The organism is Bartonella sp. TS25HLJMH (assembly GCF_042193505.1).
Lineage (GTDB): Bacteria > Pseudomonadota > Alphaproteobacteria > Rhizobiales > Rhizobiaceae > Bartonella > Bartonella grahamii.
In genome coordinates, this window is the sequence record NZ_JBHILV010000006.1 from 37,395 (window position 1) to 61,597 (window position 24,203).

At 34.3% G+C, this 24,203-nt stretch carries 20 protein-coding genes and 2 pseudogenes; 14 read left to right on the top strand and 8 right to left on the bottom strand.

From position 1 onward, the window contains the following. The first annotated feature begins 79 nt into the window (after positions 1-79). Positions 80-1,208 (top strand): peptide chain release factor 2 gene (gene prfB, locus ACFINF_RS04135; protein ID WP_375619791.1). Its coding sequence is split into 2 segments (ribosomal slippage): positions 80-148 and positions 150-1,208, totalling 1,128 coding nucleotides; the frame shifts between segments, so codons are not numbered across the junction. Between the two features lie 335 nt (positions 1,209-1,543). Here prfB and ACFINF_RS04140 read toward each other — a convergent pair. The 3 genes from ACFINF_RS04140 to ACFINF_RS04150 form a co-directional block, all read right to left on the bottom strand. Continuing rightward, on the bottom strand, positions 1,544-2,029 hold the full coding sequence (locus ACFINF_RS04140) for a peroxiredoxin (RefSeq protein ID WP_375619792.1): 486 nt from the start codon (positions 2,027-2,029) through the stop codon (positions 1,544-1,546). 186 nt (positions 2,030-2,215) lie between these two features. Beyond that, a complete protein-coding gene (tyrS, locus tag ACFINF_RS04145; protein WP_375619793.1) occupies positions 2,216-3,469 on the bottom strand; it encodes a tyrosine--tRNA ligase in 1,254 nt (417 codons plus the stop codon). A gap of 315 nt (positions 3,470-3,784) precedes the next feature. Beyond that, positions 3,785-4,465, bottom strand: a complete 681-nt coding sequence (locus ACFINF_RS04150) for an alpha/beta hydrolase (RefSeq protein WP_375619794.1) — start codon at positions 4,463-4,465, stop codon at positions 3,785-3,787. 161 nt (positions 4,466-4,626) lie between these two features. Here ACFINF_RS04150 and ACFINF_RS04155 point away from each other — a divergent pair, with 161 nt between their 5' ends. From ACFINF_RS04155 to ACFINF_RS04200, 10 genes and pseudogenes are all read left to right on the top strand, one after another. Beyond that, the gene (locus ACFINF_RS04155) at positions 4,627-5,772 is read left to right on the top strand and encodes a cysteine desulfurase family protein (protein ID WP_375619795.1); all 1,146 of its coding nucleotides are present in this window, start codon (positions 4,627-4,629) and stop codon (positions 5,770-5,772) included. Positions 5,773-5,944: 172 nt separating this feature from the next. Next, positions 5,945-7,456, top strand: coding sequence for a Fe-S cluster assembly protein SufB (gene sufB, locus ACFINF_RS04160; protein ID WP_015856379.1), 1,512 nt, complete (start codon positions 5,945-5,947; stop codon positions 7,454-7,456). A 158-nt stretch (positions 7,457-7,614) separates the two neighbouring features. Further along, a complete protein-coding gene (gene sufC, locus ACFINF_RS04165; protein ID WP_375619796.1) occupies positions 7,615-8,370 on the top strand; it encodes a Fe-S cluster assembly ATPase SufC in 756 nt (251 codons plus the stop codon). Between the two features lie 11 nt (positions 8,371-8,381). Continuing rightward, on the top strand, positions 8,382-9,644 hold the full coding sequence (gene sufD / locus ACFINF_RS04170) for a Fe-S cluster assembly protein SufD (protein ID WP_375619797.1): 1,263 nt from the start codon (positions 8,382-8,384) through the stop codon (positions 9,642-9,644). 9 nt (positions 9,645-9,653) lie between these two features. Further along, entirely contained in the window at positions 9,654-10,898 is a 1,245-nt protein-coding gene (locus ACFINF_RS04175) for a cysteine desulfurase (RefSeq protein ID WP_375619798.1), read from the top strand. Then, the gene (locus ACFINF_RS04180) at positions 10,891-11,292 is read left to right on the top strand and encodes an SUF system Fe-S cluster assembly protein (protein WP_273787976.1); all 402 of its coding nucleotides are present in this window, start codon (positions 10,891-10,893) and stop codon (positions 11,290-11,292) included. Before ACFINF_RS04175 ends, ACFINF_RS04180 begins: the two co-directional genes overlap by 8 nt. Before the next feature lie 57 nt (positions 11,293-11,349). Next, positions 11,350-12,582, top strand: coding sequence for a site-specific DNA-methyltransferase (locus ACFINF_RS04185; RefSeq protein WP_375619799.1), 1,233 nt, complete (start codon positions 11,350-11,352; stop codon positions 12,580-12,582). A gap of 27 nt (positions 12,583-12,609) precedes the next feature. Next, positions 12,610-12,990 (top strand): hypothetical protein, encoded by a 381-nt coding sequence (locus ACFINF_RS04190; RefSeq protein ID WP_375619800.1) that lies wholly within the window; start codon positions 12,610-12,612, stop codon positions 12,988-12,990. A gap of 22 nt (positions 12,991-13,012) precedes the next feature. After that, positions 13,013-15,767 (top strand): annotated as a pseudogene (locus ACFINF_RS04195) (DEAD/DEAH box helicase). A gap of 444 nt (positions 15,768-16,211) precedes the next feature. After that, on the top strand, positions 16,212-17,150 hold the full coding sequence (locus ACFINF_RS04200) for a COG2958 family protein (RefSeq protein WP_375619801.1): 939 nt from the start codon (positions 16,212-16,214) through the stop codon (positions 17,148-17,150). Between the two features lie 570 nt (positions 17,151-17,720). Here the strand turns inward: ACFINF_RS04200 and ACFINF_RS04205 are convergent. The 4 genes and pseudogenes from ACFINF_RS04205 to ACFINF_RS04220 form a co-directional block, all read right to left on the bottom strand. Continuing rightward, positions 17,721-18,244 (bottom strand): annotated as a pseudogene (locus ACFINF_RS04205) (superoxide dismutase family protein). A 413-nt stretch (positions 18,245-18,657) separates the two neighbouring features. Further along, positions 18,658-19,014 carry a hypothetical protein gene (locus tag ACFINF_RS04210; RefSeq protein WP_375619802.1) on the bottom strand — a complete coding sequence of 119 codons (357 nt, stop codon included), beginning with the start codon at positions 19,012-19,014 and terminating at the stop codon, positions 18,658-18,660. Then, positions 18,992-19,336, bottom strand: a complete 345-nt coding sequence (locus tag ACFINF_RS04215; RefSeq protein ID WP_375619803.1) for a hypothetical protein — start codon at positions 19,334-19,336, stop codon at positions 18,992-18,994. Before ACFINF_RS04215 ends, ACFINF_RS04210 begins: the two co-directional genes overlap by 23 nt. Before the next feature lie 480 nt (positions 19,337-19,816). After that, complete coding sequence (locus ACFINF_RS04220; protein ID WP_375619804.1) at positions 19,817-21,043, bottom strand: UbiH/UbiF family hydroxylase; 1,227 nt, start codon at positions 21,041-21,043, stop codon at positions 19,817-19,819. A 182-nt stretch (positions 21,044-21,225) separates the two neighbouring features. Here ACFINF_RS04220 and pcsA point away from each other — a divergent pair, with 182 nt between their 5' ends. From pcsA to ACFINF_RS04235, 3 genes are read left to right on the top strand one after another with little or no spacing between them, the layout of a single operon-like run. Further along, positions 21,226-22,038 (top strand): phosphatidylcholine synthase, encoded by an 813-nt coding sequence (pcsA, locus tag ACFINF_RS04225; protein ID WP_375619805.1) that lies wholly within the window; start codon positions 21,226-21,228, stop codon positions 22,036-22,038. Between the two features lie 25 nt (positions 22,039-22,063). Next, the gene (locus ACFINF_RS04230) at positions 22,064-23,110 is read left to right on the top strand and encodes an enoyl-CoA hydratase/isomerase family protein (RefSeq protein WP_375619806.1); all 1,047 of its coding nucleotides are present in this window, start codon (positions 22,064-22,066) and stop codon (positions 23,108-23,110) included. Further along, the gene (locus ACFINF_RS04235) at positions 23,107-23,520 is read left to right on the top strand and encodes a DUF6163 family protein (protein ID WP_015856393.1); all 414 of its coding nucleotides are present in this window, start codon (positions 23,107-23,109) and stop codon (positions 23,518-23,520) included. Before ACFINF_RS04230 ends, ACFINF_RS04235 begins: the two co-directional genes overlap by 4 nt. 273 nt (positions 23,521-23,793) lie before the next feature. Here the strand turns inward: ACFINF_RS04235 and ACFINF_RS04240 are convergent, their stop codons facing one another. Then, positions 23,794-24,153 carry a hypothetical protein gene (locus ACFINF_RS04240; protein WP_375619807.1) on the bottom strand — a complete coding sequence of 120 codons (360 nt, stop codon included), beginning with the start codon at positions 24,151-24,153 and terminating at the stop codon, positions 23,794-23,796. Positions 24,154-24,203: the final 50 nt, after the last annotated feature.

Below are 24,203 nucleotides of genomic sequence, written 5' to 3' on the forward strand. Positions count from 1 at the left end.
TCCTCACAGCAGCTATCGAGTTTGTGTAAAATTCTAGAGACATAACCAGAAAGAGTATTAAAAAATACGGTGTTAAATTATGCGAGCAGAAATAGAAACATTAGTTGATGAAATCCAGAAAGCAATTCAATTGCTAAGGGGGCATCTTTGACTGGGATCAATCACTAAAGCGCCTCGAATATCTTAATCAAAAAGCGGAAGATCCGTCATTATGGGATGATGCACAACGAGCACAGGATATGATGCGTGAGCGTCAACGTCTTGATGATTCAATCAATGGTCTTTTATCATTTACAAAAACACTTGAAGAATGCATTGAGCTTATTACAATGGGTGAAGAAGAAAGTGATGTTGAAATTATAGCTGATGCAGAAAATTCAATACGTAATCTTAAAAATGAGATAGATAAAAGGCAAATTGATGTGCTTCTTTCAGGAGAAGCCGATCCGAATGATACCTATTTAGAAGTTCATGCTGGAGCAGGGGGAACAGAAAGCCAAGATTGGGCTTCTATGCTCTTACGTATGTATATGCGCTGGGCTGAACAGCATGAAATGAGGGTTGAAATTTTAGAAATTCATGATGGAGAAGAAGCAGGAATAAAGTCAGCGACTATTCTTGTAAAAGGGCATAATGCTTATGGAATGTTAAAAACAGAATCAGGCGTTCATCGCTTGGTGCGGATTTCTCCATTTGATTCGAATGCAAAGCGCCATACCTCTTTTGCAAGCATTTGGGTTTATCCAGTTATTGATGACAATATTGAAGTTGATGTTTCAGAGGCAGATGTGCGTATTGATACATATCGTGCATCGGGAGCAGGAGGACAACATGTTAACACGACAGATTCCGCTGTTCGCATCACACATATAAAAACGGGTATTGTTGTTCAATGTCAAACAGAGCGTTCTCAACACAAAAATCGCGCTACGGCTTGGTCGATGTTGCGTGCACGGCTTTATGAAGAAGAGCTTAAAAAAAGAGAAGAAGAAACCAATGCTGCTGAATCTTCTAAAACAGAAATCGGATGGGGACATCAAATTAGATCTTATGTTCTTCAACCCTATCAGCTTGTCAAAGATTTGCGTACAGGGATTGAAAATACGGATCCACAATCCGTACTGAATGGTAATTTAGATGCATTTATAGAGGCAGCGCTCGCACGGCGCATTTATGGACAAGACAAAGAAATTGAGGATATTCGTTAATTATATATCCTTCCTTCAAGCCATGTAGATTTTTTTTAAGTTGTTCGTTTTATTGATGTTATGGTATTACGATAGCTCTCGATACTTTAAAGGTTCAAAGAGGGGTTTTCTTGTTTCTTTTTTCAATTTTTTTCACACACCAATCCTGCTTATGATATTGCAAGTGATAGGAAGCTGAAATAAGAAAAATTTTTGATATTTGGAGTACTAATATAAATATAAAACAATTCACTATCCTTATAAATCACAATATATTGTAAAAATTGAATCCGTTGAAAAACTAAAATTAATTCAGAGGATGGCTTTTGCTTTTTAAAGTAAATCAAATACTCAATTTACAAGTTATGGTTATGATGTAAAAGTGTTGCAGTAGCTAGAACATTTTCAGCATGCCCAGATACGCTTACTTTGCGCCATTCTTCTGCTATTATTCCATTTGCATCGATTAAAAAAGTGCTCCGTTCAACCCCCATATATTTGCGTCCATACATGCTTTTCTCAACCCAAACACCGTAAGCTTCGAGGGTCGTTTTTTCTTCATCAGAAACCAAGATGACATCAAGCTCATATTTTACTTTAAATTTATCATGTTTTTTTACATTATCTGGAGAGATTCCAATAACAGCAACACCGATTTCATCAAATTTCATCTTTAATTTTGTGAAATCAAGTGCTTCGTTTGTGCAACCGCTGGTGTCATCTTTTGGATAAAAATATAAAACAACAGGTTTTCCTTTAAAGTCAGAAAGACATACTGTCTCTCCTCCATCGCGAGGCAAATTAAAATCAGGAGCAAGAGCCCCCTTCATTGGTCTTGTCATTATTTTCATCTTTCTTGTTTAACAAGTATAGGATATCAGAGTACACAGAAGAAAAGAACTATTCAACTCTCTAGAATATTATTGTTTTGAAGAGAGGTTTATTTTCCTAACAAAAATCGCTCTATCACAACGATTGGATTGAAAGAACAAAATCGGCGTGAACAACATAAACAAAACAACAAAAGATTATACTGGTTTCATCACAACATGTTTTTTCTTACCGAAAGAAAGTTTAATGATTCCTTCTGCACTGACATCATCTTCAATAATAAGATGTGTTTCATCCTCAATAATTTGATCATTTACACGTACACCTCCACCTTGAACGTGTCGGCGTGCCTCACTATTAGATTTAGCGAGTCCTGCTCGTACTAAAAGAGTGAGCAATCCAACACCTTTTTTTAATTCTGAGGCATTAATTTCAACAGTTGGAAGATTTTCTCCCAGAGTTTTTTCTTCAAATGTTTTGCGAGCAGTCTCTGCTGCTGTATTGGCAAGAGCACGTCCATGCAACATTGCTGTAACTTCTGTTGCAAGAATTTTTTTTGCTTCGTTAATTTCTGTCCCTTGTAATACAGAAAGTTTAAGAATCTCATCCATTGGCAATGGAGTATAGAGCTTTAGAAATCGTGTTACATCAGCATCTTCTATATTGCGCCAATATTGCCAAAATTGATAAGGTGAAAGCATATCCGCATTCAGCCATACAGCCCCATTCAATGATTTACCCATTTTGGCACCGGAAGAGGTGGTCAGCAATGGTGATGTTAACGCATATAATTGTGGTGTTCCTAAACGATGCCCTAATTCGATTCCGTTAATAATGTTGCCCCATTGATCAGAGCCCCCCATTTGCATACGCAATCCATAACGTTTATAAAGTTCAACAAAGTCATAAGCTTGCAGAATCATATAATTAAATTCTAAGAATGACAAAGAGTGCTCACGCTCAAGTCTGAGTCTGACAGAATCAAATGACAACATACGGTTGACAGAAAAATGTTTTCCTATATCACGCAAAAATTCTAAGTAGTTTAAATTGCATAACCATTCAGCATTATTCACAATACAAGCATCAGTTTTTCGGTCACCGAATGTCAAATAGTTAGCAAATACCTTTTTAATACCATCAATATTTGCAGCAATATCATCTTGTGCCAGAAGACGTCGCGCTTCATCTTTGAAGGAAGGATCACCGATCAATCCGGTCCCTCCGCCCATTAAAGCAATGGGGCGATGACCCGTTTTTTGTAACCAATAAAGCATCATAATCTGAAGAAGACTTCCAGCATGTAAACTCGATGCTGTTGGATCAAATCCAATATAAGCGCTTACAGTTTCTTTTAAAAAAAGATCATCTAAGCCTTTTTCATCTGAAATTTGGTGGATAAAACCACGTTCGCTCATAATGTGTAAAAAATCAGATTTAAAGGCAAACACAGATTCAATTTCCTAATTTTAAGAGTGCATTCATTTCATATAATAGGTGATTATATAATGGAGCGTTATCTATCATAACTGATGCACACATCACAAGAGAAAGAGACATATTGATAATATAAAGATAATAATACAGGTATTATTTCCTTTTTACGCTAAAAAAGAGATTTCTCAGTGACAGAAAAAAGGCATTTTGTTATTCTCATTTCTATCCTGAAATAAAATTTAGAAAAGTTTTAAGTACAGACTAAAAAAATTACTTTGTTATGATCAGAGACAACTTTTGCTGATTTTTTATAAATCTATCGTGTTTTCCTAAGTTAGTGAAAGTATTTCAGGAGGAGGAGCGAGAAGTTCATTGGTGATATGGTTATCCAAATAGTGGGCACATCGTTCAATAAGTTCTTCATGACATCCACTGAAAAAGTGATTAGCTTCTTCTAATATTTCTTGTGTGATGATGATTCCTTTTTGTGTTTTCAATTTATCGACAAGTATTTGAACATCTTTTGGGGGGGCAACTTTATCGATACCACCATGAATGATAAGTCCAGAGGAGGGACAAGGTGCAAGAAATGAAAAGTCATAAACATTAGGCTGAGGGGCAACTGAGATAAATCCCTCAATTTCCGGTCGGCGCATTAAAAGCTGCATACCAATCCATGCTCCAAATGAATATCCTGCTACCCAACAATTTTTAGAGTCTGGATGTTGTGTTTGCACCCAATCGAGAGCAGCAGCAGCATCTGAAAGTTCTCCTATTCCATAATCAAATTCACCCTGACTACGACCAATACCACGAAAGTTAAAACGTAAAGTTGTAAAGCCACGTTGTTGGAACATATAAAAGAGGTCGTAGACAATTTTATGATTCATAGTTCCACCAAATTGGGGATGAGGATGCAAAATGATCGCAATGGGTGCATTTTTTTGTTGTGAAGGTTGATAACGCCCTTCGAGCCGACCCGCGGGACCGTTAAAAATAATTTCTGGCATAAAATGCTCCTTAAATGCAATAAAAGGCTCTCATTGACCTTGGTCGACTTTTACCATAGAATCTCTTAAATAATTATTAGATATTCTTTTTTTAGTGCACTTTTCAAGAAAATTGCGCTATTTTTTTAATCAATTCATAAGATTAATGATTGCGATGTAAAATGATTATAAAACGCCGATATTTTGATCATAACGCAACAACACCGCTCAAAAAAATGGCACGGATGGCGTTACTGGAATCTTTAGAGATATTTGGTAATCCATCATCGGTTCATAAGGAAGGGCGTGCGGCTAAAACCTTGTTGCAAAAGGCACGTCGACAAATCGCTGAAAATCTTAAAACAGATCCAGGTCACGTGGTATTTACCTCTGGTGCGAGTGAATCAGCAATGACTTTGTTAACACCCTTTTACAATATGGGGAATGCAAAAGTTCAATTTTCTCATCTTTACCTTGGAGCGACGGAACATCCCTCTGTTGCAGAGGGAGGGCGTTTTTCTAAAGAATTGATAAGCGTCATTGCTGTTGATCAAGATGGGCTCATACAACAAGATAAATTAATAGCACTCTTAACGCTTCACGATAAAACAAAAGGTTTACCTCTTGTTGCTATTCAAGCTGCAAATAGTGAAACGGGTGTTATTCAACCGTTAACAGAAATCGCCGCTATTGTTCGGGATTTAGGAGGCACTCTTATTGTTGATTTGACACAATATGTCGATAAAAATTTCGTGGATATTAATCAGCTAGGAGGAGATTTTTTTATACTGTCTGCACATAAAATTGGTGGTCCTAAAGGAATCGGTGCTTTTGTTTCATGTGGCAATCTTCTCATGCCACACCCTCTTATTATTGGGGGGGGACAAGAAAAAGGTCTCCGTGGAGGAACAGAAGCATTGCCCCTTATTGCTGCTTTTGGGGCAGCAATAGCTGATTGTTTCACACAGGAGGAAATAAAACAGTTAATATATTTACGCAATAAATTAGAAGATGGACTACAAAAAATAAGTAAAAATGTTGAAATTTTTGGCAAAAGAGTTCAACGTTTGCCAAATACAACTTACTTTACCGTGAAAAATATAAAAGCTGAAACGATGCAAATTGCTTTTGATTTAGAAGGGTTTTCTATATCATCCGGCTCTGCTTGTTCTTCAGGAAAAGTAAAACAAAGCAAAGTGTTGGAGGCAATGGGGTATCATGTTCCAAATGGTGCCATTCGCATTTCGCTAGGGCGGGATACAACTTCTGAGGATATTGATGATTTTCTATCGTTTTTTTCTCAAATTATGAGCAAGAAAAAAGGGTAAGATTTATCATAAGAAAGTTATAAAATTAGAATTATTTTAAAAATAAGATAAGTTTTATTGAAATTTTTGCACTTTACCTATAGCCTAGGAAATAACTTTCTTACTTTAATCTTGTAAAAAAAAACAAGACTTTTAGTTACCGGTTTTTGACGCCAAAAAATGGAGAAAATTTATGCCGGCAGTACAAGAAACAATACGCCAAGTACGTGAAATAGATGTTGACCAATATAAATATGGTTTTGAAACCAATATTGAAACAGATAAAGCTCCAAAAGGCTTAAATGAAGATATTATCAAATTTATTTCTGCTAAAAAACATGAGCCTGAATGGATGCTAACATGGCGCTTAAAAGCTTACCGACGTTGGCTGACAATGCAAGAGCCTCATTGGGCGCGTCTTGAATATCCTAAAATTGATTTTCAGGAGCTTTATTATTATGCTGCTCCAAAAAATCATACAGGACCAAAATCTTTGGATGAAGTGGATCCTGAGTTATTAGCAACGTACGAAAAACTTGGCATTCCCCTTAAAGAACAAGAGATTTTGGCAGGAGTAAGAAAACAGTCTGATCCATCTACTTTCGATGACAGTATGTCTGTATCGGGGCAGGTGGCTGTTGATGCAGTCTTTGATTCTGTTTCTGTTGTAACAACATTCAAAAAAGAGCTGGCACGTGCTGGTGTGATTTTTTGTTCTATTTCAGAGGCGATTATTGAACATTCTGAGCTTATTAAGGAATATTTAGGAACAGTTGTACCTATAAGTGATAATTATTATGCGGCCTTAAATGCAGCTGTCTTTACAGATGGTTCATTTGTTTATATTCCCAAAGGGGTTCGTTGTCCTATGGAGCTTTCAACTTATTTTAGGATTAATGAACGCAACACTGGCCAATTTGAACGAACATTGATTATCGCCGCTGAAGATTCCTATGTTTCTTATCTTGAAGGGTGTACAGCACCCCAACGTGATGAAAACCAACTTCATGCGGCTGTCGTTGAACTTATTGCCCTTAAAAATGCAGAGATTAAATATTCTACAGTACAAAACTGGTATCCTGGCGATAAAGATGGAAAGGGCGGTATTTATAATTTTGTGACGAAGCGTGGAGATTGTCGAGGTGATAGCTCTAAAATCTCATGGACACAAGTTGAGACTGGTTCTGCGATTACTTGGAAATATCCATCCTGCTTACTCCGTGGTGATAATGCGCGTGGAGAATTTTATTCTATTGCTGTTGCAAACGGTCATCAACAAATTGATTCTGGTACAAAAATGATTCATTTGGGAAAAAATACATCCAGTCGTATTATTTCCAAGGGCATTTCTGCAGGTTTTTCAAATAACACTTATCGAGGACAAGTTACAGCACATCGAAAAGCACAAAATGCGCGTAATTTTACGCAATGTGATAGTTTGTTAATCGGAAATGATTGTGGTGCGCATACAGTCCCTTATATTGAAGCAAAAAATGCAACAGCTCAGTTTGAACATGAAGCCACAACATCAAAAATTTCTGATGACCAACTTTTTTATGTTATGCAGAGAGGAATTCCCGAAGAAGAAGCTATCGCATTAATTGTAAATGGTTTTGTAAAAGAGGTCATTCAAAAACTTCCCATGGAATTTGCTGTCGAAGCACAAAAGCTTATTGGTATCAGCCTTGAAGGTAGTGTTGGATAATTTATTGAATTAGATAAATAGAAGACTTGATGTAAAAGGGCTGTAACAGTAGCAAATAATGCTAAAAATGACCTCTATGGTAATTACAAAAGTAGATGGATGCTAAGGCAAAATAATACGTGTTGGTATCTGAAAAACAGCCAAAACAGGATTAAATTATGTTAGAGATAAAAAATTTGCACGCTCGTATTGCTGGGACCGATACAGAAGTTATTCGTGGTTTAAACTTGACAGTTCAAGATGGAGAAGTTGCCGCTATCATGGGACAAAATGGAGCCGGAAAATCAACTTTGTCTTATTTGCTTGCTGGTCGTGATGATTATGAAATAACAGAAGGAGATATTCTCTATAATGGACAATCGCTTTTAGAAATGGATCCAGCAGAACGCGCTATATATGGTGTTTTTCTTGCATTTCAATATCCAATGGAAATACCAGGGGTAGCAACGATGGAATTTTTAAAAGTTGCGATGAATTCTCAACGCAAAGCGCGCGGTGACAAAGAGCTTAAAATTCCTGAATTTATAAAATGTGTTAAAGAAGTTTCAGCCAAACTTGAAATAGATATGGATATGCTAAAGCGTCCATTAAATGTAGGTTTTTCAGGTGGGGAAAAAAAGCGCGCTGAAATTTTACAAATGGCACTTCTTGAACCTAGACTTTGCATTTTAGATGAAACGGATTCTGGTTTAGATATTGATGCATTAAAAATTGTTGCAGATGGTGTTAATAAACTTCGGGATTCAAAACGTTCATTTTTGGTGATTACCCATTATCAACGGCTGCTTAATTATATTATTCCTGACACGGTACATGTTCTTTATAAAGGACAAATTATCAAAAGCGGAGATAAATCCTTAGCGCTTTATTTAGAGCAAAATGGGTATGCTGATCTTATCAGGGAAGCGGTTTGAGGTTATTGAATATGAATACACAGCAAGACTTGTTAGCAGTTGAAGAAAATATACTCAGTAATTTCAATCAATGTGTAAACGACTTACCTGGTGATAAAGCTGTACAGGAAATCCGCAAGAAAACTATTGAGCAGTTTCAAACCACACAGCTTCCTTCCCGTAAAATCGAAAGCTGGCATTATACCAATCTGCGTACCTTACTGAAGTCTATTAGCAATTTTTCAAAAGTTCAAAACAATCAATTGGTTGATGCTTTGTTTTCAGAAAGTGCTGTTTTCTCCATAAACAATGGAAAAACATCAATAGAATCAAAGGTAGATAATATTACAGTAAAACGCCTTTCAGACGCATTGGAAGATAATTCTGTACAGATAAATCAAAATATTTCCGATGAGGATTTTATTGGACAGTTAAATACAGCTTTTGTTACAGATGGTTGGCTTTTTCACATCCCTGAAAATACAAAGTTAAATATACCCATTGAATTACAAAATATACAAATGGGGGGACAATCTCATATTTTTTCGGATATAAAAGTTGATAAAAATAGTCAAGTTACGTTTATTGAACATCAGATTGGCAATGATAAAGATACCTTTGTCAGTTCAATATTTTCATTAAATGTTGCTGCTGATAGTGATGTTACGTGGATTCTCATTCGCAATCGTGATTTTAATTCTACACAATTTGGTCGATTTTGTGCTGTTCTTGATCAAAGAGCGAAGTTATCACTTTATGTCATTAATATAGGGAGCCAATTAAATCGCCAAGAAGTCGATATTGAATTACAGGGAGAAGAATCTGATTTTCAATTACGCGTTATAAATTTATTATCAGGACAAACACATAGTGATCTTACAATGACTGTTCGTCACGTGGAAGAAAAATCAACATCAAGCGAAATTATACGCAATGTGGTTACAGATAAGGCTGTTGGTGTTTTCCAAGGAATAATACGTGTGTCTCAAAAAGCGCAAAAAACAGATGCACGCATGGCTTGTAATAGCCTTATTCTTTCAGATGATGCAGAATTTAATGCAAAGCCTGAACTGGAGATTTTTGCTGATGATGTTGCATGCGGTCATGGTGCAACAGTTGCTAATATTAATCATGATTATCTTTTTTATCTTATGGCGCGTGGTATCCCATTTAAAACGGCTCGTGCACTTTTGATTAAAGGATTTATCTCTGAGCTCATTGATGAGATCAAGCAAGATAATATTCAAATTGCTTTGGAGAATATCATTAGTAAATGGCTTGAAAAAAATGTTTAAGGTAGAAAAATGGCAATTGATGCACCAACGTTGAGTTATAATGTCGAAGAAATTCGGCGTGATTTTCCTCTTTTGCACCATCAAGTTTATGGAAAGCGATTAGCATATCTTGATAGTAGTGCTTCTGCCCAAAAACCAGTGTCAGTACTCAATGCAATGAATAATTATTATCATTATAGTTATGCTAATGTGCATAGGGGAATGTATTTTTTAGCCAATATAGCAACACAATCATATGAAAATTCTCGTGAAACCGTTCGTGTTTTTCTAAATGCTCAAAAAGCTGAAGAAATTGTTTTTACGAAAAATGCAACAGAAGCTATTAATACCGTTGCTTATGGTTGGGCTATGCCCAAACTCAAAGAAGGTGATGAGATTGTTCTAACGATCATGGAACATCATTCAAATATTATTCCTTGGCATTTTCTCCGTGAACAAAAAGGTGTTAAACTTATTTTTGTTCCTGTCGATGAAAATGGTATTCTGCACACTGAAGATTTCCAAAAGGCTTTAAGCGAAAAAACGCGGCTTGTTGCTATTACGCATATGTCCAATATATTAGGAACTGTACCTCCTGTTAAAGAGATTATTAAGCTCGCACATCAAAATTCTATTCCTGTTCTTGTTGATGGTTCTCAAGGAGCAGTACATTTAACCGTTGATGTGCAAGATCTCGATTGTGATTGGTATGTCTTTACAGGTCATAAGCTTTATGGTCCCACCGGTATTGGTGTTTTGTATGGTAAGGAAGATAGACTAGAAGAAATGCGTCCTTTTCAAGGGGGAGGGGAAATGATCGAGGAGGTAACAACCGATAAGGTTTTTTATAATGCTCCTCCTTACCGTTTTGAAGCAGGCACTCCTCCTATTGTTGAAGCTATTGGATTAACTGCAGCTATTGATTATATACAAGAGAAAGGTCGTAGCACGATTCATGCCCATGAGAGGTCCCTTTTAGCTTATGCGCAGGAAAAACTTAAAATGGTTGAGTCATTGCGTATTTATGGTCATTCTCCCAATAAAGGAGCTATTATATCATTTACAATTGAAGGGATTCACGCCCATGATATCGCTATGTTTATTGATAGAAAAGGAGTTGCAATACGCGCGGGAACCCATTGTGCACAGCCTTTATTACAACGCTTTGGTCTAACATCTATTTGTCGGGCATCATTAGCCATGTATAACACTCAAGAAGATGTAGATCAATTAGTAGAAGCATTGAAAGAAACAAGGACATTTTTTAATGGCTGAATCAATTGAAGAGCGTCATTCTACAGAATCTGTTGAAACTGTAAGCGAAAATAAAAAATCTTATATATCAGCAATTCCAGCAGATGAAATTGATCGTATGACGAATGATATTATTGCTGCTCTCAAAACAGTTTATGACCCAGAGATTCCTGCTGATATTTATGAGCTTGGACTGATTTATCGTATTGATATTGAAGATGATCGTTCAGTAAAAATTGAAATGACTCTTACAGCACCGGGATGTCCTGTTGCTGGTGAAATGCCGGGGTGGGTAGAAAATGCAGTTAGTGCAGTTGAAGGGGTTTCGTATGTTGAAGTCACTATGACTTTTGATCCACCATGGACACCTGATTGTATGTCAGAAGAAGCTCAAATTGCTGTCGGATGGTACTAACAATACTGTTCGTGAATGCATCGTTTTTCTCAAACATTTGGATTTAAAAACGATTACATGCATCATAATAAACAAAAATTAGAACTTAACTGGATTGGAAAAGAGAAACGCCCCAAACTAAAAACTCATATCTTATTAGAAGATCGTGAAAAATCTTATCATGCCTCACATCAAATATCATCTCAGGATATTTTTGATAATAAACTTATTTTTGGTGATAATTTACTCGCACTCAAAGCACTTGAGAAAGAATATACAGGCAAGGTAAAATGTATCTATATCGATCCGCCTTATAATACAGGTAATGCTTTTGAACATTATAAAGATGGTTTAGAGCATTCCATATGGCTAAGTTTTATGAGAGACAGGCTAGAATTGTTACATCATTTACTGGCGGATGATGGAAGTATCTGGATTTCCATTGATGATGATGAACAAGCCTATCTTAAAGTGGTGATGGATGAAATTTTTGGTCGCCAAAATTTCATCAACAATATTATTTGGCAAAAGAAATATGCTCCACAAAATGATACAAAATGGCTTTCTGATAACCATGATTTTATAATGGTTTATGCCAAAGATAAAATGATTTGGCGTCCTCAATTGCTTCCTCGTTCAAGCGATATGGATGCGCGCTATAAAAATCCTGATAATGATCCTCGCGGCCCTTGGAAATCTGGAGATTTATCCGTAAAAAGAGTGACGTTTAAGGATATTTATGAAATCATCACACCTTCTGGACGCAAGGTGATGCCCCCCAATGGTAGAAGTTGGGCTATGAATGAAAAAAAGTTCTTTGAATTATTGAAAGATAATCGTATTTGGTTTGGTCCAACAGGAAGCAATGTTCCTTCTCTGAAGCGTTTTTTATCAGAAGTAAAAAATGGTACGGTTTCAATGACGATTTGGCCCTATACAGAAGTGGGGCACAACCAAGATGCCAAAAAAGAAGTCAAAGTTTTTAATTCTGATAATGTCTTTACAACTCCTAAACCGGAACGGTTAATGGAACGCATCATTCAACTTGCCACCAACCCCGGTGATCTTATACTGGATTCTTTTGCTGGTTCTGGCACGACCGGTTCTGTTGCTCATAAAATGGGAAGAAAGTGGATTATGATTGAACTTGGTGAACATTGTCACACCCATATTATCCCTCGTTTAAAACAAGTCATTGATGGAACTGATCAAGGGGGAATTTCCAAAAGTGTCAATTGGCAAGGTGGCGGGGGATTCCGTTATTATCGCCTCACACCTTCTCTGTTGCAAAAAGATCCATGGGGACAATAGATTATTAGTCGCGAATATAATGCTGCGATGCTTTCAGAAGCAATGTGCAAACATATGGGGTTTACCTATGCACCTGATGAAAATCATTATTGGATGCAAGGGTATTCAACTGCGAGAGATTATATTTATGTCACAACAAACGCTATGACTCATGAACACCTCCGTATTATAAGCGAAGAGGTAGGCTCTCATCGCACTTTGCTGATTTGTTGTACAGCCTTTGATACAAAATCAGCATCATTTGAAAATCTAACACTCACTAAAATTCCCCGTGCAGTATTAGAAAAATGCGAATGGGGAAGGGATGATTACAGTTTAAATATAGCCAATCTTGAACCAATGATTGTGGTAAAAGAAAGCAACAAAGATAAAGATATTGCACAAAAAGAATTAGATCTATTTGAATAATATATAAAAAGCGGAGTTTTTCATGAACACTGTTGAAAAAAGGATTTCTGCTCGCTTATCGTTGCGTAATCCTCAACGTGAGTCTTTAAATATTTTGGTAAAAATTTTAGAAAATATAGAGCTTTCTAAAAATGCTGATTTGGTTGCAGAGTTGGAAGTGATAAAAAACCTTTACCCTTCTGTACAAGATTTTGAACGAAACTTTCCTTCTTTTTGTTTTGCTTTAGCAACGGGTGTGGGAAAAACGCGACTTATGGGTGCTTTTATCAGCTATCTTTATTTAACAGGTCGCAGTCGCCATTTTTTTGTTTTAGCTCCAAATTTAACTATTTATGAAAAATTAAAACAGGATTTTAGTCCCCAAAGCCCAAAGTATGTCTTTAGTGGAATAAGTGAATTCATTGCAAATAGACCTGTTATTATTACAGGTGACGACTATGAAAGTTGTAAAGGTATTCGCACTGATGATCACCACTTTCAAGGACAAAAGCGTTTGTTTGAGAGTAGGGATACAGCCTTTATCAATATTTTTAATATTTCTAAAATTAATACAATAGATAACAAAAAAGGTGCATTAAAATCCAGTATTCCGCGAATTAAACGCTTGCAAGAAACGATTGGCGAAAGTTATTTTGATTATCTCGCAAATCTTCCTGATTTAGTTTTGTTAATGGATGAAGCACACCGTTATCGTGCTTCTGCAGGCATTTCGGCGATTAATGAGTTAAAACCTGTTTTAGGCCTAGAACTTACAGCTACACCTAAAACAATAGGTGCAAAACCAGTAGATTTTAAAAACGTTGTTTACAGCTATTCACTTGCAGAGGCTATGAGAGATGGATTTGTGAAAGAGCCAGCTGTTGCTACACGGAAAGACTTTCAACCGAAAAACTACACACCTGAACAATTAGAGTATATTAAACTACAAGATGCAATTCATACGCACGAAAAAGTAAAAGCAGATTTAGTTATCTATGCTAACGATTATAAAAAGAAATTCGTTAAGCCTTTTGTTTTAGTTATCGCTCAAGATACAACTCATGCACAAAAACTACGGAATTTATTGGAATCAGATAATTTTTTTCATGTACCTATAAGGGAAAAATTTTAGAGATTCATACAAAACAGTCGAATATAGAAGAAGACCAAAATATTCAAAAGCTTATTGCAATTGAAGATTCTCATGAACCAACAGAAATTGTTATTCACATTAATAAATTAAAGGAGGGGTGGGATGTCACGAATCTTTATACTATTTGTACCGTTGCGTGCATCGGCTTCAGAAATTTTAACAGAGCAAACAATTGGGCGTGGATTGCGTTTGCCTTATGGGTATAGAACAAAGCGTGGAAGCCATTGATCGTTTAACAATTATTGCGCATGATCGTTTTCAAGATATTATTGATCGTGCAAACGATCCAAACTCAATTATAAAAAAGCATATTGAGATTGGAACAGGAGGGAATATCGCCTCTGAAAAGACAGATATAGTGACGGTTCCATGTCAAGTAGAAGCTTTATTGATGCAAACGATGGTAACACGTAATTCCGATATAAATGGAGCATCTTCTGATTTACAAGGTATCATATTACGTAATACAGATTCCCCTACATTAACGCCTGAAGAGCAAGATATTGCAGCGATCGCTTGGGATCTTATCAAAGAGAATGATAAATTGCCAAGTTCTCAAATGCTTTGTTCTGCACTGATACAAGAAAAAATTGCTAATAAAGTTATGAATATTAATCCTTCATCACAAAAGTTTGTTGTATCAAAAGTGGTGACAATTTTGACAAAACAATTAGCAGAATTGATGATAGATATTCCCAATATTGTACTCATTCCTTCGCGTGAGGTTACTTATGGTTTTTCTGATTTTAATTTGGAAAATTTAGAAAACTTAAATTTGCAACCTGTTAGTAAAGAACTTTTAATTCGAGAATTGTGCACCCATAAAAGCATTTTTTTCACATCTAAGAATGAATATGTCAAAGAGCCTTATCTTGAAAATTATATCATTCGCGGTTTAATTGATAATGACTTTATCGATTATGATAACCATACGCCATTATTACGAAAATTGGCGAGTCAGTTGGTACAATATTTCCAATCTTATTTACCAAATGATGCTGCCGTTGAGAATGTATTAATTCACTATCAGAATAAGCTTACTAGTTTTATTGTTGCGCAATTAAGAGAACACCAATGGGAAACACAGAGGGATTATGAGATTAAAATTACGAGGGAGTTTACAACCTTAACGCCTATCCATTATGTGTTGCCGCAAGGGACATCTCCCCTTGATTTTCGTAATATTCCTGCCATTAAAAGCGATATTAAAAAACTTGTATTCAGCGGCTTTAGAAAATGCTGTTATCCTTTACAAAAGTTTGATTCAGTAGAAGGGGAATTACGATTTGCTCAAATATTAGAGGATGATATACAAGTATTGAAATGGATGAAACCCACTCGAGGTTTTTTCAAGATAGAATATGATAAAGGATCAAATTATGAACCAGACTTTGTTGTAGAAACAAAGAACGCAAAATATCTCTGTGAGCCCAAAAAAGCTTCCGAAATAAAAAATCCTATTGTGTTAAAAAAGAGAGAATCTGCAGTTGAATGGTGTTGTCATGCAACGCGCTATGCGGCTACTTATGGCGGTAAAAAATGGTATTATGTTCTTATTCCCCATGATGCTATTAAAGAAAATAGTAGTTTTGAAGGTTTGTGTGCAGAGTTTACCATTGCAGAATCTATACTTGAGAGCTCATAACTTATTTTCTTCAAAAATAAAACACATAAGTTTTTTAATTGACGGGTGTGAGGTTCAATCAAATGTTTGAATAATTATTTTTATTTTTTTGCACTATCGCATCATTAATGTAAAAATATTAGGGGTTTCATAAATCAGAAAATTAATATTTTTTCTAACAACATTAAAATAAAAGGAAAAATTTATAGAAAAGTTACACAAGATTATGATTTTTTATGGGGATTTTCAGCACATTTAGAATTTTTGATAAAAGTATAATCTTACTTTCCTTATGTGAAAAAATCTTTGAGTTTATAGTCATAAATTCAAAAAAATATTTTAATTTTATTGGGTAATTTGATAACTATGCTTTTTTTTTAAAAAACTTAAATAGTTTATTGTTTTTTCATTTAAAAATCCTGAATATAATGAAATATTCAGAGGATGAAAGGGGGAGTTTTTCATATGAGTTTAAATTTAACAAACACTGTTTTTAATTTTTTAAAGAAAAACCCGACAAAAAAATTTACAGCTCGAGAAATTGCTCAATGGATATTTGAAAATTACCCAGACAAATGCCGTCAAAAACAAGAGCATTCAACGGCAATAATTACTCCTCTTAATAGTGATACAGCTCTTATTCAGCAAATTGTTGCTGAAATAGGAGCAAGACGCCCTCAGTTACAAAAGCGTTATTCAGAAATTAAAACCACTGAAGGACGACCACGGCAATATTATTTTACTAAACAAACAGATAGTGCTGAAATTGATGCAGTAGAGGACAATGCAGAGAATAGAACAGAAGATGGCTCTGTTAAAGAGCATGATCTTTATCCGTTATTATCTAAATTTTTATGGTCAGAGCTTGCAGTTTACAGCAAGCGCATTAATGAGAAATGTTCTCGTAATAAACATGGTGCAGGCGGAAATAAATGGCTTTATCCAGATCTCGTAGGAATGCAAGATTTAAGCAGTGAATGGAATCGTGAAATCAAAGATTGTGTTTTGCAATATTTTGATAAAAAAACGAAGCTTTGGTCTTTTGAAGTAAAAATTCTCATCAATCGTTCAAATTTACGAAAAGCATTTTTTCAAACAGTTAGTAATTCGTCATGGGCTAATTTGAGTTATTTAGTTGCTAGTGAAATTGAAGGGGTTGATACATTAAAAGAGCTTCGAATGCTTTCAAGTTTGCATGGAGTTGGATTTATAAGACTTAATAAGGAAAACTCTTCCGAGAGTGAGATTTTAATTCCTGCCAAAGAACGTAGTGATATTGACTGGGATACTGCTAATAGATTAGTGGAGGAAAACAAAGATTTTCTTGATTATATTAAACTCATTCGTCAATTTTATCAAACTGGCGAGATGCGTTCACTAGATTGGGATCATATGTCTCCATGAGAGGTATTTTAAAAAAGACTCTATTGTTTAAAAGCCCTTTTTTCAGAGTGATAAAAAATTACTCTAAATATTTTATTTGACTTATTATGTTGATATAATATATTGATTTATAATGACAATTAATCTTTGTTTTAAACTTAAATGAGGGGGTGAATATCTTAGCATTTAATCTTTTCAAACCATCTTATATTGATATTGTATCAATCAAAATTGTTTGCGTGCACCTCATGAGTGGGATTGAGTAGGGGAAGAGTAAATTTTCTGTTTTAGACCCGTTCTATTTTATGCGTGGGGCGTGATTCTATTAGAACTAGACTTAATGATTATAATTTATTACAAATGTGATATTTTAGAGAGTGAAATTTAATTTTCTTGCTTTGTTTACATCAAACATTGAAAATATTACTTCCTCATATTGAAGTCTTCTTACGGAGAACTTATACTACTATTTCTTTAATTTCCATTGCTGTTCGTTTTGATTATCATTAAGTTTTTTGTTATCCGAATTAAACATTCAAAAAAAGCGTTAATTTTATAAAATATTCACACAGTTTACCATCAATATTCTCTTTATTTTTCAATAATACCGCACGCCAAACGCTCACCACCTCCGCCAAGCGGTAATGGTTCGTCTGATTGATTATCTGCCCCTAAATGAATGACTAAAGAATGCCCTTTAATTTCAGAGATTTTTTTAATCGTGGAGCAAGAACGTTCCTTATAGCATACCCTTGCTTATCAACATAAAGTGCTGGTAAATCACCAAGATGACCATTGACATTATAAGGTCCTAAATGTTTTCTGGTATGTTCCGGATCATAATGTCCACCTGCGCTTCCACCAATTATGCCATCTTTTGTATCACATGAAGGATTTACATGTACATGAAAACCATGCATCCCTTCTGATAAAGTAGATAAATTAGGGATGAAAATCAAACCGTATGCGTTTTCTTCAATTTTAATGCTACCAATAGCCTTTTTGGAATTATTATCTTCTAATTTATAAATATTTACTTGTGTTGATAGTGCTAATGCAGAATTTTTATGAATTAAAAATGCCATAAAAACCAATAATAATAATATTTTTTTCATAAAATAACTTTATACTTATATTTAAATATAATTTTATCTATAAAAATAATCTATATTATTAAATATATACGATTATCTTAAATTGAAATTTAAATTAAATAATTTATATAGAAATATTATATCTTAAAAAGAGCAAATAAATTAAAGCATATTTATATATAATCTGAATATAACTCTCATTTTTTGATCTATAAAAAATATAGCTTTCATAGATCGATAATTATATCTCGTTTACATTTCTTCAAGAGATGCTTTAAAAATCTACTTTTTTGAGGTGTAATAAAGAATTAAGCAAGAAATTTTTATAAGTAGATATTATTTCATTTATAATATGATAATCGTTTCATCAAAAACAGAACATATAATTTGTTGATGACTTAATTGTTTTTCATCGAAAAAATGATGAGAAATTTCTATTCATTATGAAATTTATAAGAGAAAGAATTATTATTATTCATATAAATTTCCCATAAAATACAGCATATACCGACACTCCCTCCCATTCCTGATCCTATCAGTGCTCCTATTATCATTCCGGCAGAAAGTGCTACTCCTATACCCATTGCGATAACTGGACCAAATCCTGGAAGAGCAATATAACCATACGCTGCAAGAGTTGCAGCGATAGCTCCTGATATGCTACCATTTAAACCGCCAATGAAAGCAAATTCTTTAATAGAATGGCAGCACTTTTTTAATTTTTTTTTCTTACAGAGATGAACAGAAACGTTGCTGTAAGTTTTAAAATCAATCATATTTTTTTCTTTCATTTTGAATGCTAACTGTTCCTGAATAGTCAACGGATACGAAAAAATGGGACTTTTTAAATTTTACTAAAGCACGCCAGATGCCTTTGTCATCTAAACGCAATCGTTTAATATTCTTAAAACCATTTTGCATAAGGCAATTTTTAACTTGTGAAGCAGTAAATGAGTTCTGACCTATTTTAGTGACATTTTGAGTAGAGCTATAGGTAAAGGCTTGACAATAAGGAAGATGAAAAACCTCACTGATTGAAGCAGTGACTGTTAACGAGACACATACAATCATTATAAAAAAAATACTTAATTTCAAAAATTTATTTAGTTTCATCTTGTCACCATTTGTTGAAACAACACTTCATTAACCTCTGTGTTACTAACAAGTTCCCAAGATGATTTTATTTTTAATATTATACCTAACGATAAAAAGTTTTGAAAATCTATTGATTAAATAAAATTTTTTTTATTATTAAAAATTAATATTATAAAATAACTATTTCAAAACGGTATTATTTTTCATTTTCTTTATTGTGCAAAATTTAACAGAAATGATTTAGCAAGATATCTTTACAATTTCATCTGTAGTCTATAATTAACTTAATTATTATGATTATTAGTTCTTTATCTGTGATTTTGATATTTCATATAATTATGATAAATACATATATAATAATTTTTAATAAAAAATGATGTATAGTACTAATAGTTGTACATTTTTTATTATAAAAACTAAAATAGAAATAATTTTTTGTTATTAATACATTATTCACTTATTATTATTTGTTTATTTTACGTTATTATCCATTATTGCTCAGTAGAGCTGTTTAAATGATTTTGTTGGAAATATTTGCATAATTTCCTTGAATCCATAACCGGGATACATTCCTTCGCGCATAAATAAATTACGTAATGGTGAAAAACTATGTAACAAACCAAGCCCAACGCTTCGTATCATATGAACAGGCAACATATGAGAAAGTAGAGCAGAGTTAAGTGTATGAACAGCTCCACTTCGGATTAATATATCTGGTTTGCGGCATTTGTTATAATGCGTAACAATCATTTCAGAGTTAGAATTGGATATTTTATTGGGTAAAATATCAATCAAAGTTTGGACATCACGGAATCCTAAATTCAATCCCTGTGCCCCAATAGGGGGGAAAACATGAGCGGCTTCACCCACTAAAATTGTTCGATTAGCAGCAAAATGATGAGAAAGAAGCCCTGAAAGCGGCCATGCTTGAATTGATGTTTCTAAGCGCAGCTTTCCAAGCATTGATTGCATTTGGTTTTCGATCATTTTTGCAATTTCTTTTGGTTCTATATTCAATAATTCCTCAGCACGGGAAGGATGAACAACCCATACAAGACTAGATCTTTGCCCAGGAAGAGGAACCTGTGTAAATGGACCATGTTCTGTATGAAATTCGGTTGATGTATTTTGATGAGAAAACTCATGAGAAAAGTTGAGAACAAGTGCTTTTTGTGGATAATTCCACTGTTTGACACTTATTCCTGCAGCGGCACGTGTAAGAGAGTGACGTCCATCAGCAGCAACAACAAGTGGTGCTTGAATAACTCTACGATCAGCAAGAGTAATACATACATGGTTTCTTGTGTGATGAAAAGATTTGGCTGCAGAAATAAATCTTGTAATATTGGGCGTATATGTAACAGCATCGACTAAAGCACTGTTCAATTTTACATTAGGTATATTATAGCCAAAGGCTTTTTCACCAATTTCAGCAGAAGAAAAATGCACCGTAGGAGCATGCACAATTCTAGAAGTTATATCTACAATTCTCATGTAGGATAAAGCAGCAGCATGTTTTTGAATATTATTCCAAATATTGAGTTTTTGAAGTGTGCGTATTGCAGGCATCATAAGAGCAGTTGTCCGTAACTCATCTGTATGAGCAGGGGGGCCAACAAGAAAAACAGAAAAACCCTCATGTGCAAGACTCAGTGCGGCTAACATTCCAACCGGACCTGCACCAATAACAGCAATATCTTTATGCTCTTCCTTTTCAAATATCACAACGATTTGAACCTTTATCCATTGAGAAAATATTTTAACATTTCCAAATGATCACTCTCTTTTTATTATATGAAGCTCTTCTATTATAGTATGTAATAAATAATGCGATATAAAAAAGTAACCTTTTTATGATTTTTTTAAATGCTGAGTTATATCATCGGTAAAAAATGGCGTATTGATAGATGGTTGAAGACTTTAAAAACGAGGATAAGAAAACCTTGAAACGTAAACTAACAAAGAAAATCAAAACAAATGCTAAATTATTACGCCATAAAAAAGTAACAATGCCACAAGCAAAGGCTTTTTCTGTTCATTTACTAACAGCTTCGGGATCATTTTTAGCGTTTCTTTCTCTTATATCAGCCTCTCAAAAAGAATGGACGGCTATGTTCTGTTGGCTTGGACTTGCACTTCTCGTTGATGGTATAGATGGACCAATTGCACGCAAACTTGATGTTAAATACGTTCTTCCAACATGGTCTGGAGAGTTGTTAGATAATATTATTGATTACGTGACTTATGTCTTAATTCCTGCTTTTGCACTCTATCAAAGTGGTTTTATGGGGGTAGGGTTATCATTTTTATTGAGTGCAATTATTGTTATTTCATCTGCTATTTATTATGCAGATACTAGCATGAAAACCAAAGAAAACTTTTTTAAAGGATTTCCTGTTGTTTGGAATATGATGATTTTTACGCTTTTTGTCGTAAGACCGGTAGAGTGGATTACTTTTATCATTATTGTTTTATCGGCGATTATATCTTTTTTGCCAATTTATTTTATCCATCCAGTAAGAGTCCTTCGTTTACGCAGAGTTAATTTTCCAATTTTTCTCTTATGGTGTTTTTTTGGTGTTTCTGCATTCTTTTATCAACTAGAGGCTCCCTATTGGGTTAAAATAGGAATTTCAGTAACAGGAATTTATATATATTGTATTGGCGCAATCATGCAAATATTTCCTCAACTTGGGGCAAAAAATATAAAAAAACAATAAATAGTTGTTTTAAGAAGGGTGTAAGATGCAAATTGATTTTGGAGCAGATGATGATATTTCTTTTACGAAAGAAGGGCGTGCTGGTATTATAAAGCTCACACGCCCTTCAGCATTAAATGCTCTTAATCAACGAATGGTTTCAGCTTTAAAAAAAGCTCTCAGGACATGGGAAACAGATGATAATGTTTCTTGTGTTTTAATTGAAGGGGAGGGGCGTGCTTTTTGTGCTGGTGGAGATGTTGTAGAAATCTACCATATGGGAAAAAGTGCCTCTGCTTGTCAATACTTTAGTGATGAATATAGTTTAAATGCTTATATCAAACATTTTTCAAAGCCCTACATTTCTTTCTTAAACGGTATTTGGATGGGAGGAGGGGTAGGTATTTCTCTCTATGGTTCGCATAGAATTGTTACAGAAAATACAGTTTTTGCTATGCCAGAAGGTGCAATTGGATTTTTTCCAGATGTAGGTGCAAGTTTTTTCTTACCATCTCTTCCCAATCATTTTGGCATCTATCTTGCATTAACGGGCGCACGCATAAAGTGGGGAGATTGCTTAAATTTAGGATTAGCAACACACGCCGTTGCTGAAATTGAATTCGATATGATTAGAAAAGCTATTATTGAGCAAGGAGATCCTACTTTAGCTTTAAACGAGCGAGCAATTACAAAAGACTATGAAACGAGTCATGAAATACGTTGTATTATTAACACTTGTTTTAGTGCCCATACCTTAGAAGAATGTCTTGAGTTGCTACATAAAAAAAGTAATGAAGGTATTTTATTTGCTAAAGAATGTTATGATATTTTGCAGTCACGTTCTCCGATAAGTTTAAAAGTTATCTGGAAACAAATGAAACAAAATTCATCTCAAACGTTGGAAGATTGTATGAAAATTGAAAACCGCATTGCACATCATATGATTAATTCACATGATTTTCATGAAGGTATACGTGCTATGTTAATCGATAAGGACAAAAGACCTCAATGGCAGCCAGATAAACTTTCAAATGTGACAGATGAAATGGTAGATTCTTACTTTCAACCTGTTGAGCAAGAGTTATTATTGTGAAAAATAATTCTCACAAACGGATTTCAAAAATCAATTTAATCTATAACTGTTATTTACGGTTTTTGGCACTCATTTGTTTAGTCCTAGGTATTTGTTATTGGATACGCCTTGTTGGTGTTTTTCCAGGTATTCTATGGCGTTTTGATCTTATGCCTTGGCAGTGGCAATTTGCATCAGCTATATTGGCTATTCTCTATCCTATTGCCTTAGTTGGACTTTGGATGTATTCATTATGGGGTATCATTGTGTGGTGTATTGCAGCATTGATTGAAGCAATAACAATATATTATTCTGATTTTATTTATCAGCCATTTGTACCATTATTTCATGGAATATTGTTTTTAGCTTTCATAATACTACAAATTGTGATGATTTTTTTTAAAAGAGTAAAAAATAAAAAAACATCGTGATTGAAATTTTCGAGCCAGAATAAAGTGCTAATGCTAGATATACTTTTTCCATAAAGTTCCATAATATATATTATGCGATAATATGATACAGAAAAACAAAGCAAACCCTATTTTAAAACATAAATCACATTTGTAATCGTACAATTCACTTTTAAAACAAAATTATGGTAATGGCGATAATAATTAAATAACACATTAAAATATTTGGTCTTTAAGGATAGTCTCAAAGACCAAAATAGTTGTAATGAAATTACGTCGTATAAATAATAAAAATTACTGTACTATTTTACAACGTTTCATACGTGCAAGATCACTCAAAACAGCATTACGATTATTTAAAGCTGAAATTTCATTACTTTCGTTTGATTTTACATCCATAAAAAACAAAGCAGGTACAAATACAACACTTGCTGCTGCTAAAGCCACGTTTTTATTTCTTGCTTTAGAACGCTCTGCAATTGTATCATTAATCTGACGTTTATTAGCAAAAAACTCCCGTTGAATATCGGCACAACTCATTGATCCGTCATGTATTGTTGTCGTTGAAATATTTTTTTCTAAACGCCCTCCACATGCTGTCAAGGAAACCGCTAAAACCACAATACATACAGCCCGCTTAAAATTCTTATACATAAAAGCCTCATTTTCGACATAAAAGCACTAAATATGTCAAAATTAAAACA

What these genes read in the sequence shown, in the direction of transcription:
- ACFINF_RS04140 (WP_375619792.1), bottom strand. Translation starts at nt 2,029, where the DNA reads ATGACAAGACCAATGAAGGGGGCTCTTGCTCCTGATTTTAATTTGCCT.
- ACFINF_RS04150 (WP_375619794.1), bottom strand. Translation starts at nt 4,465, where the DNA reads ATGCCAGAAATTATTTTTAACGGTCCCGCGGGTCGGCTCGAAGGGCGT.
- ACFINF_RS04155 (WP_375619795.1), top strand. Translation starts at nt 4,627, where the DNA reads ATGATTATAAAACGCCGATATTTTGATCATAACGCAACAACACCGCTC.
- sufB (WP_015856379.1), top strand. Translation starts at nt 5,945, where the DNA reads ATGCCGGCAGTACAAGAAACAATACGCCAAGTACGTGAAATAGATGTT.
- sufC (WP_375619796.1), top strand. Translation starts at nt 7,615, where the DNA reads ATGTTAGAGATAAAAAATTTGCACGCTCGTATTGCTGGGACCGATACA.
- sufD (WP_375619797.1), top strand. Translation starts at nt 8,382, where the DNA reads ATGAATACACAGCAAGACTTGTTAGCAGTTGAAGAAAATATACTCAGT.
- ACFINF_RS04175 (WP_375619798.1), top strand. Translation starts at nt 9,654, where the DNA reads ATGGCAATTGATGCACCAACGTTGAGTTATAATGTCGAAGAAATTCGG.
- ACFINF_RS04180 (WP_273787976.1), top strand. Translation starts at nt 10,891, where the DNA reads ATGGCTGAATCAATTGAAGAGCGTCATTCTACAGAATCTGTTGAAACT.
- ACFINF_RS04185 (WP_375619799.1), top strand. Translation starts at nt 11,350, where the DNA reads ATGCATCATAATAAACAAAAATTAGAACTTAACTGGATTGGAAAAGAG.
- ACFINF_RS04190 (WP_375619800.1), top strand. Translation starts at nt 12,610, where the DNA reads ATGCTTTCAGAAGCAATGTGCAAACATATGGGGTTTACCTATGCACCT.
- ACFINF_RS04200 (WP_375619801.1), top strand. Translation starts at nt 16,212, where the DNA reads ATGAGTTTAAATTTAACAAACACTGTTTTTAATTTTTTAAAGAAAAAC.
- ACFINF_RS04210 (WP_375619802.1), bottom strand. Translation starts at nt 19,014, where the DNA reads ATGAAAGAAAAAAATATGATTGATTTTAAAACTTACAGCAACGTTTCT.
- ACFINF_RS04215 (WP_375619803.1), bottom strand. Translation starts at nt 19,336, where the DNA reads ATGAAACTAAATAAATTTTTGAAATTAAGTATTTTTTTTATAATGATT.
- pcsA (WP_375619805.1), top strand. Translation starts at nt 21,226, where the DNA reads ATGGTTGAAGACTTTAAAAACGAGGATAAGAAAACCTTGAAACGTAAA.
- ACFINF_RS04230 (WP_375619806.1), top strand. Translation starts at nt 22,064, where the DNA reads ATGCAAATTGATTTTGGAGCAGATGATGATATTTCTTTTACGAAAGAA.
- ACFINF_RS04240 (WP_375619807.1), bottom strand. Translation starts at nt 24,153, where the DNA reads ATGTATAAGAATTTTAAGCGGGCTGTATGTATTGTGGTTTTAGCGGTT.